General features: G+C 70.0%; 6 protein-coding genes. 1 reads left to right on the top strand and 5 read right to left on the bottom strand.

Features of this window, described 5'->3' with window-relative positions:
• Positions 1 to 677 (bottom strand): maltotransferase domain-containing protein (locus tag ABZ880_RS40890; protein WP_361274321.1); only part of this gene is annotated, 677 nt, incomplete at its 3' end.
• A 206-nt stretch (positions 678 to 883) separates the two neighbouring features.
• Positions 884 to 2,086, bottom strand: coding sequence for a S8 family peptidase (locus tag ABZ880_RS40885; protein ID WP_361274318.1), 1,203 nt, complete (start codon positions 2,084 to 2,086; stop codon positions 884 to 886).
• 261 nt (positions 2,087 to 2,347) lie between these two features.
• Here ABZ880_RS40885 and ABZ880_RS40880 point away from each other — a divergent pair, with 261 nt between their 5' ends.
• The gene (locus ABZ880_RS40880) at positions 2,348 to 4,966 is read left to right on the top strand and encodes a glycosyltransferase family 1 protein (protein WP_361274315.1); all 2,619 of its coding nucleotides are present in this window, start codon (positions 2,348 to 2,350) and stop codon (positions 4,964 to 4,966) included.
• A gap of 4 nt (positions 4,967 to 4,970) precedes the next feature.
• Here ABZ880_RS40880 and ABZ880_RS40875 read toward each other — a convergent pair whose 3' ends face one another.
• From ABZ880_RS40875 to ABZ880_RS40865, 3 genes are all read right to left on the bottom strand, one after another.
• The gene (locus ABZ880_RS40875) at positions 4,971 to 5,489 is read right to left on the bottom strand and encodes a DUF1990 domain-containing protein (RefSeq protein WP_361274312.1); all 519 of its coding nucleotides are present in this window, start codon (positions 5,487 to 5,489) and stop codon (positions 4,971 to 4,973) included.
• Between the two features lie 69 nt (positions 5,490 to 5,558).
• Positions 5,559 to 7,226 carry a M4 family metallopeptidase gene (locus ABZ880_RS40870; protein ID WP_361274309.1) on the bottom strand — a complete coding sequence of 556 codons (1,668 nt, stop codon included), beginning with the start codon at positions 7,224 to 7,226 and terminating at the stop codon, positions 5,559 to 5,561.
• Between the two features lie 295 nt (positions 7,227 to 7,521).
• The gene (locus ABZ880_RS40865; protein ID WP_361274305.1) at positions 7,522 to 9,555 is read right to left on the bottom strand and encodes a M4 family metallopeptidase; all 2,034 of its coding nucleotides are present in this window, start codon (positions 9,553 to 9,555) and stop codon (positions 7,522 to 7,524) included.
• Between the last annotated feature and the right edge of the window lie 159 nt (positions 9,556 to 9,714).

Below are 9,714 nucleotides of genomic sequence, written 5' to 3'. Positions count from 1 at the left end.
AGCAGCGGCAGGGTCTGCGAGGCGGTGACCAGTTCCCGCAGCGGATGGCGGGCCAGCACCGCATCGACCTCCGGCGTCAACGCCGCCGCCAGGCGCGAGGCGGCCGGGCGGCTCTCGTCCCGCAGGGCGGCGACGGCGGCGAGGATCACGTCCTGTTCGGCGCCCTCGGGGATGCCGTCGGCCGCACGCGCGTACAGCCGGCTGCCCTCCTCCAGGACCAGATCCGTGTCCATCCCGGCCGGGATCTTGATCTGGGCGTGGTGGCGCCAGGTGGTGACCGGATCGCCCCAGGCCTCCACGGTGTAGGTCCAGCGGCCAGGCTCGCCGGCGGTGACGGCGGCACCCCAGCGGTCGGTGCCCGGGGCGAGCTCATGCATCGGTGTCCAGGGGCCCGGGCGGCCGTCCGGGCCGGTCAGGACGACATTGGCGGCGACCGCGTCGTGGCCCTCGCGGAACACGGTGGCCGAGATCTCGAACGACTCACCGGTCACGGCCTTGGCCGGCCGGCGCCCGTGCTGGACGACCGGGCGGACGTCGAGAACCGGTATGCGCCCGATTCCGGTGGCGTCGCCCGCGGAGGGTGGCTCCGGGGCGGGCGGTCCGGCCGTGGCGGGACGTACGGGGGGCGCTTCGGGCTTGCGCGTCGGGGGTGATGACGAGTGGTGCGTGGCGGGCATGACCGCTCCTGTCCGCGTCAACGTGGGTGGGCGGATGACTATGGGGAGGGGGTCCTGCGTGGTGTCTGTCGTGCAAGGTACCCGGAGGAGCCTTCCCACCCTATTCGGGTGAGCATTCCGGCACTTTGTTAACTACTCACGCGTATGTCCACACACAAGACCGGCCCCGTTCGTGAACGAACGGGGCCGGTCCCACAGTGCCGCCGTCAGGACGGCGGCACCTGCAGCAGTTCGTCCGGCGAGCCGAGTCCCCGGCCGGAGATCTTCCCGGACACCGCCAGCTTGACGAGCGCCTTGGAGACCTGGGCCGGCGTGGCCTTCGGATGATCGGCCAGATACAGCGCGGCCGTGCCCGCCGCATGCGGGGTCGCCATCGACGTGCCGGAGAAGGTCGCCTTGCCGGTGTCGCTCGCGTACGACGCCGAGGTGATCGACACGCCGGGGGCGAAGAGATCCACGGCCGAGCCGAAATTGGAGAAGCTCGCCCGGGCGTCCGTCCTGTCCGTCGCCCCGACCGTGATGGCCTCCTTCACGTCCGCCGGGGAGTAGAGCGCGGCCGGCAGACCGTCGTTGCCCGCGGCGACGGCGTACGTGACGCCCGACCTGATGGAGTTCCTTACGGCGGCGTCCAGCTGGGCGTTGTGGTAGCCGCCCAGGCTGAGGTTGGCGACCGCGGGCTTCTTCGCGTGCTTGGTCACCCAGTCGATGCCCGCGATGACCTGGGCCGTCGTACCGGAGCCGTCGTTGTCGAGGACGCGGACGGCGACCACCTTGGCCTGCTTGGCGACGCCGTACGTCCTGCCGACGATCGTGCCGGCGACGTGGGTGCCGTGGCCGTTGCCGTCGGCGGCGGTCTTGTCGTTTCCGACGAAGTCCCAGCCGTAGCTCGCACGGCCGCCGAAGTCCTTGTGCGTGATCCGGATTCCGGTGTCGATCACGTACGCGGTGACCCCCTTGCCCGCCGATTCGGGCCAGGTGTAGCTCTTGTCCAGCGGCAGGTTCCGCTGGTCGATCCGGTCCAGGCCCCAGGACGGCGGGTTCTTCTGCGTGTGGTCGAGCGACACGCGTGTGTCCTGGGCGACGGATGCGACCTGTGAGTCGGCCGCGAGGCGCTTGGCCTGTCTCTCGTTGGCCTTGATCGCATAGCCGTTGAGGACCGTGCCGTACGTGTGGCTTATTTTCGCCCCGTACTTCTCGGCGATGTCCTTTCCGGTCGCCGACGGAGCCTTCGTTCCCCCCTTCAGTGTCACCAGGTAACTTCCGCCGACGGAACCGGGCTCACCGGCGCCGAGTATCTGCCCCTCCGGTGCGGCGTGCGCAGGCAGGGTGATGGCCGAAAGAGCGGCAGCACAGGCCACCGCGGTCAGCCCCCCGGTCCAGCGCAGACGCCGTGTTCGCGTCCGTGCCATGGTCAGTTCCCCTCCCTTGACTCCACTTGGCAGCGTCTCGTGCGGTGTAGAGGGCCCACAAGGGGGCCTACGGGGGCGGAATCGGCCATGTCGGCCATGAGGGACCCGTGAAGGTTGCGGCGCTTTTCGGTCTGTGTACGACTGTGCCGTGCTCTTGGACGTGGCGTGGTTCCGGAGCCCTCCACACCGATACCGTCGAGGTTGACGACGAGGCGCACACCGTTGTGCGTCCGCACAGCGACACACGCGTCGAGGTGGAAAGTGAAGGCGATCCGTCGATTCACCGTCCGACCCGTTCTCCCCGAACCCCTCCGGCCGCTCAGTGATCTGGCGCGCAATCTGCGCTGGTCCTGGCATGCGGAGACCCGCGATCTTTTCCAGTCCGTCGACCCCGAGCGCTGGGCCGCCTCGGAATGCGATCCCGTACGGCTCCTGGGCAGCGTGTCGCCGGCGCGGCTGGCGGAGCTCGCCGAGGACCGCCGCTTCCTGCGCCGGCTGACCGCGGTGGCGGACGATCTCAGCGACTACGTCAGCGGCGAGCGCTGGTACCAGGCCCAGTCCGGTGAACTTCCAGCGGCCATCGCCTACTTCTCGCCCGAGTTCGGCATCACGGCCGCCCTGCCCCAGTACTCCGGCGGCCTCGGCATCCTCGCCGGCGACCACCTGAAGGCGGCCAGCGACCTCGGCGTGCCTCTGATCGGCGTGGGCCTGCTCTACCGGCACGGCTACTTCCGCCAGTCCCTGTCCCGGGACGGCTGGCAGCAGGAGCACTACCCGGTCCTCGACCCCAACGAGCTGCCCGTCGCCCTCCTCGAGGAACCCGACGGCACCCCCGCCCAGGTCTCCCTCGCCCTGCCCGGCGGCCGGCAGCTGCACGCCCGCATCTGGCTCGCCCAGGTCGGCCGCGTCCCGTTGCTGATGCTCGACTCGGACGTCGAGGAGAACGACCTCGGCGAGCGACAGGTGACCGACCGGCTCTACGGCGGCGGCAGCGAGCACCGGCTGCTGCAGGAGATGCTGCTCGGCATAGGAGGGGTCCGGGCGGTACGGACGTACTGCCGTCTCACCGGCCACCCCGCCCCCGAGGTGTTCCACACCAACGAGGGCCACGCGGGCTTCCTGGGCCTGGAGCGCATCGCCGAGCTCTGCGCCGGGGGGCTGGACTTCGACTCGGCGCTGGAGGCGGTGCGGGCCGGGACCGTCTTCACCACGCACACACCCGTCCCGGCCGGCATCGACCGCTTCGACCGCGAACTCGTCGCCCACCACTTCGGCCTCGACGCCGAGCTCCCGGGCATCGACGTCGAGCGCATCCTGCGGCTCGGCATGGAGACCTACCCCGGCGGTGAACCGAACCTCTTCAACATGGCCGTGATGGGCCTGCGCCTGGGCCAGCGCGCCAACGGCGTCTCGCTCCTGCACGGCCACGTCAGCCGGGAGATGTTCTCCGGGCTGTGGCCGGGATTCGACCCCGACGAGGTGCCGATCACCTCCGTGACCAACGGGGTGCACGCGCCCACCTGGGTCGCCCCCGAGGTGTTCCGGCTCGGCGCCCGGCAGATCGGCGCCCAGCGCACCGAGGACGCGCTGACCGTCGGCGGCTCGGACCGCTGGGACGCCGTCGGGGACATCGCCGACCAGGACATCTGGGAGCTGCGCCGCAACCTGCGCGAGCAGCTGGTGGACGAGGTCCGGGCGCGACTGCGCGCCTCCTGGCGCCAACGCGGCGCGGGGACCGCCGAGTTGGGGTGGATCGACGGGGTCCTCGACCCGGACGTCCTCACCATCGGCTTCGCCCGGCGCGTGCCGTCGTACAAGCGACTGACGCTGATGCTGCGCGACCGGGACCGGCTGATGGACCTGCTGCTGCACCCCGAGCGGCCGATCCAGATCGTCGTCGCGGGCAAGGCGCACCCTGCGGACGACGGCGGCAAGCGGCTGGTGCAGGAGCTGGTGCGGTTCGCGGACGACCCGCGGGTGCGGCACCGGATCGTGTTCCTGCCGGACTACGGCATGGCGATGGCGCAGAAGCTCTACCCGGGCTGCGACATCTGGCTCAACAACCCGCTCAGGCCGCTGGAGGCATGCGGGACGAGCGGGATGAAGGCGGCGCTCAACGGCTGCCTCAACCTCTCGGTCCTGGACGGCTGGTGGGACGAGTGGTTCCAGCCCGACTTCGGCTGGGCGATCCCGACGGCGGACGGCGCGGGCACCGATCCCGACCGCCGCGACGACATAGAGGCCGAGGCGCTGTACGACCTGCTGGAACAGCGGGTGGCCCCGCGCTTCTACGAGCGCGGGCAGCACGGTCTGCCCGACCGGTGGATCGAGATGGTCCGCCAGACCCTCACCCTGCTCGGTCCGAAGGTGCTGGCCGGCCGCATGGTCCGCGAGTACGTCGAGCGGCTCTACACGCCGGCCGCGCACGCGCACCGCACGATGGTCCCCGACTCGGCGCGCGAACTCGCCGCCTGGAAGGGGCGGGTGCGCGACGCCTGGCACGGAGTGACCGTCGACCACGTGGAGACGTCCGCCGTGACGGCCACCGCGGAACTCGGCACCACCCTCGCACTGCGGGTGCGCGTCGGCCTCGGCGAGCTGGGGCCGGACGACGTGGAGGTCCAGGCCGTCTCCGGCCGGGTCGACCCGGAGGACCGCATCGCGGACGCCGTGACGGTCCCGCTGAAACCGGCGGGCGGACCGGACGCCGAGGGACGCTGGGTGTACGAGGGCCCGCTCTCCCTGGACCGCACCGGGCCGTACGGCTACACGGTCCGCATCCTGCCCACGCACCGACTCCTCGCGTCCGGCGCGGAGTTGGGGCTGGTGGCGGTGCCTTCGGAGGAGACGGCAGAAGGGGCGGGGGTGCTGTTCCGGTGACGGACTAGTACTCGGAGAGGGGCGCGCACAGCTGCTGGAGTACCTTTCCGCAGCGCCGCGCGTACGCGTTCTGCAGGCCCCGCGTGGCCGGTCCGCCCGCCCGGGCGTACCACTTCGCGGGGCGGCTGAACGCCGAGACCGTCAGCCAGACCGTGCCGTCACCGGTGCGTTCCACGACGAAGAGTTCCTCGCCGCACTCCGGGTGCCCGGCCAGCGTGCCGTACGCCCAGCCGGCGCGGCGGGGCTCCTCGACCGTGTAGACGATCCGGCACGGGGCCTTGATCACCCCGGCGAGGGTGACGGTGACGTCGACGTCCTCGGCGGCCCGCGGCGCGCTCGCGTCGATGCCCACGCCCAGCTCGCGGTGCATCTCCCAGGTCAGCACCGCCTCGGACGCTCTGCGGAACACCTTCTCGCCCTCGCCGATGCGCGTGCGCACATGCAGCGGGCGGAAGCCCGGCGGGCAGAAACCGCCGCGGCGGGTGCCGCCGACGTCGTCGTAGGTGAAGTCCTCCAGGCGCATGGGACACAAGAGTAGGGCGGCGCCCGGGAATGCCTTCGTCCCGGGTGCCGCCCGCCAACCCCCCTCGGGTCAGCTCACGTTGACCGCGGACCAGGCTGCGGCCACCGCCTTGTACTCGGTGCTGCTGGAGCCGTAGAGGGCGGACGCCGCGGAGAGCGTGCCCGTACGCGCCGCCTTGTACTTCGTCGTCGACGTGAAGTACGTGGTCAGCGCCTTGTACCAGATCTGCAGCGCCTTGTCCCGGCCGATGCCGGTGACCGTGGAGCCGTTGGACGTCGGCGAGTTGTAGGTCACGCCGTTGATCGTCTTCGAGCCGCTGCCCTCGGACAGCAGGTAGAAGAAGTGGTTCGCGACGCCGGACGAGTAGTGGACGTCCAGGTTGCCGACGGAGGAGGACCAGGAGTCCGCCGAGCCGCCGTCCTTGCTGGGCTTGTCCATGTAGCGCAGCGGGGTGCCGTCGCCGTTGATGTCGATCTTCTCGCCGATGAGGTAGTCGCCCTTGTCGGACGAGTTGTTGGCGTAGAACTCGACACCGGTGCCGAAGATGTCCGAGGTGGCCTCGTTCAGACCGCCGGACTCGCCCGAGTAGTTCAGGCCCGCCGTGTTGGCGGTGACGCCGTGGCTCATCTCGTGGCCGGCCACGTCCAGCGAGGTGAGCGGGTGGGTGTTGCTGTCACCGTCGCCGTAGGTCATGCAGAAGCAGTCGTCGTCCCAGAACGCGTTGACGTACGAGCTGCCGTAGTGGACGCGCGAGTAGGCGCCGACACCGTCGTTCTTGATGCCGCTGCGGCCGAAGGTGGACTTGTAGAAGTCCCAGGTCTCCTGCGCACCGTAGGCGGCGTCGGCGGCCGCGGTCTGGTCGGTGGTGGAGCTGGAGGCGGTGCCGGTGCCCCACGTGTTGTCCGTGTCGGTGAACAGCGTGCCGGTGCCGGAGCTCGTGGTGTGCTTCAGGTTGTACGTCTTGTGACCACCGCGCGAGGCGTCGGTCAGCGTGTACGACGAGCCCGACCCGGACGTGGTGAGGCTGACGGTTCCCGAGTAGAGCGTCTTGCCGGTGCCGGTCGCGTTCTCGATGCCCTGGTACTCGTAGAGCTTCTTGCCGGTCGCGGCGTCGGTGATGACGTGCAGCTGGTTCGGGGTGCCGTCGTCCTGGAGGCCGCCGACGATCGTCTCGTAGGCGAGGACGGGCTTGCCGTTGCCGGCCCAGATCACCTTGCGGGCGCCGTCGGCGGCCGACTTGGTGGAGCCCAGCGTCCTGGCGGCGCTGACCGCCTGCTTCTCGGCCTTGGCCGGGGTGACCGTCGCCTTGAGCGAGGCGACCTTGATGGCGGCCTTCGTCGCCTTGGTGACGCCCTCGGTCCTGCCGGACCCGGCGGTGTGGACGATCAGGTCGCCGCCGAGGACCGGCAGGCCCGCGTAGGTGCGCTCGTAGCGGGTGTGGGTCGTGCCGTCGGCGTCCTTGACGACGTCCTTGACGACCAGCTTCTCCTTGGCGCCGAGGCCTATGTTCTGCGCCGTCTGCGCGACGTCCGCCTGGGCCTCCTTGATGAGGGAGACGCGGGCAGCGGCGGACAGGGCCTCCGGGGCGGCGGCGGGACGAGCAGCGGCCGAGGTCTCCACCGGGGTCTGGGCGGCGGCCGTACCGGTGGTCAGACCGGTGGTGAGCAGGGCTCCGGCGGCAACGGCGGTTGCGATGGCCAGAGTCGAGCGCTTGTGACGCGCGTAGAGGGGGGTCACACAAGCTCCTTGTGGTGGGGGAGTCCGAAACGTCCGTGGGGTGGCCGTCCGGAGTTGCTGTGAAGTTGTGCGGCGGTTGTGAGGAAGAGTGACACCAAGGCGCGTACATGTCAGGACCCTCAAGTGATGTTGGCTGAAAACCAACCCTCGGGTGAACATTGCCGGAATGTAAACGGACTTGACCTGGATAAAGGGCAAACCATCGACGGGCATGTGCGTGACAAAAAGAGGGCGCCGCCCCGGGGAGTCGAACCTCCGGGGCGGCGCCCTGTCTCGGGAACCCTGCGGGCAGGGCCTACGGGAAGGTGAGCTTCCAGCTGTTGATGTAGCCGGTGTCCTGGGCCGCCTGGTCCTGGACCTTCAACTTCCATGTGCCGTTGGCGACTTCGGAGGAGGCGTTGACCGTGTAGGTCTCGTTGACGTTGTCCGCCGAGTCGGAGGAGCTGAAGTTCTTCAGGCGGTACGTCGACCCGTCCGGGGCCACCAGGTCGATGACGAGGTCGCCGCGCCAGGTGTGCACGATGTCGACCGAAACCTGAAGGTTCGACGGGGCGTTGCCCGTCCGGCCGGACACGGTGATGGACGAGGTGACCGCGGCTCCGTTGTCCGGAATCGACACGTCGGCGGTGTTCTCGAAGGAGGTGCCGCCACCGCCGCCGCCACCGGAGCGGGAACCGACCGCGACGCCCGCCCAGGCGTCCTGCACGGCCTTGTACTCGGCGGACGTGGTGCCGTACAGCTCACCGGCCGCCGCGAGGGTGCCGGTGCGGGCGCCCGCGTAGTTGGTGGTGGACGTGAACTTCGTGGTCAGCGCCCGATACCAGATCTGCAGGGCCTTGTCCCGGCCGATGCCGGTGACCGGAAGTCCGTCCGCGGTGGGTGAGTTGTAGCTGACGCCGTTGATGACCTTGGCTCCGCTGCCCTCGCTCAGCAGATAGAACCAGTGGTTCGCGGGACCCGACGAGTAGTGCACGTCGATGCCGCCGATGCCGGAGTACCAGCTGTCCTTGGACGAGCCGTCCTTGCTGGGCTTGTCCATGTAGCGCAGCGGGGTGCCGTCGCCGTTGATGTCGATCTTCTCGCCGATGAGGTAGTCGCCGACGTCGGAGGAGTTGGCGGCGTAGAACTCCACACCGGTGCCGAAGATGTCGGAGGTCGCCTCGTTCAACCCGCCCGACTCACCGCTGTAGTTGAGGCCGGCCGTGTTCGACGTGACGCCGTGGCTCATCTCGTGGCCGGCCACGTCGAGGGAGGTCAGCGGGTCCGCGTTGCCGGAGCCGTCGCCGTACGTCATGCAGAAGCAGCCGTCGTCCCAGAAGGCGTTCACGTACGAGTTGCCGTAGTGGACGCGGGAGTAGGCGCCGACGCCGTTGTTCTTGATGCCGGAGCGGCCGAAGGTGTTCTTGTAGAAGTCCCAGGTGGTCGCGGCGCCGTAGTGCGCGTCGGCGCCCGCGGTCGCGGCGTTCGACGTGGTCCCGTTGCCCCAGGTGTTGCTGGACTGCGAGAACAGCGTGCCGGTGCCGGACGTGCCGTGGTTCAGGTTGTACGTCTTGTGGTTGCCGCGGTCGCCGTCGGTCAGGTTGTACGTCGAGCCGGACTGGGTCGTCGTCAGCGAGACCGTGCCGCTGTACTGGGTGTTGCCGGTGCCGGTCGCGTTCTCGATGGCCTGGTACTCGTACAGCTTCTTGCCGGTGGTCGCGTCCGTGATGACGTGCAGCTGGTTCGGGGTGCCGTCGTCCTGGAAGCCGCCGACGACCGTCTCGTACGCCAGGACCGGCTTGCCGCTCGCCGCCCAGATCACCTTGCGCGGCGCCGCGTCGGCGGAGGCCTTCTTGCCGCCGAGGGCCTTCGCGCGCTTCACGGCCTGCTGCTCGGCCGCCGCCCTGGTGATGTCCGGGGTGACGTCGGAGACCTTGAGGGAGGCGTTCGTCGCCTTGATGACGCGCTGGGTGGCGCCCGACTTGGCGGTGTCCACGATCAGGTCGCCGCCGAGGACCGGCAGGCCGTCGTAGGTGCGCTCGTAGCGGGTGTGCAGCGTGCCGTCGGCGTCCTTCACGACGTCACGGGCGACGAGCCGCTCCTTGGCGGCGAGACCGATGTCCTTGGCGGTCTGCGCGCGGGCGGTGTCGGCATCGCGGATCAGCTCGGCGCGCTGCGAGGGGGAGAGCTTCACGGCCGCGTGGGCCGGGTTGCCCTTGACCGACGCCGACGGTGCCTGCTCCGTGGCGGCGGACGCGGCGCCCGACTGGACGGCCGCGGCGAGCAGGGCGGTGACGCCGGCTGCGGCGAGTATGTGGGAGGTGCGTCTGCGAGAGGAACTGCTTCTCAACACTGACTCCTTCTGCGTGGCCGCGGGTCACGCGGCCAGGGGAGATCCGGACGGTGGGTCGACCGCCCGGGCAGAACTGGGGGTGGAGCTGTGGGGTTGCTGTGTTGAAGCTGTGGGAAGGGTGGCAGGAGATTTGCGCCCTGTCAGGAGCGCGTCAGG

This window comes from Streptomyces sp. NPDC047043, from assembly GCF_040644055.1.
Taxonomy (GTDB): Bacteria; Actinomycetota; Actinomycetes; order Streptomycetales; family Streptomycetaceae; genus Streptomyces.
The sequence above is the reverse complement of the archived record's forward strand: the minus strand, read 5'-3'. Positions and strand labels throughout refer to the sequence as shown.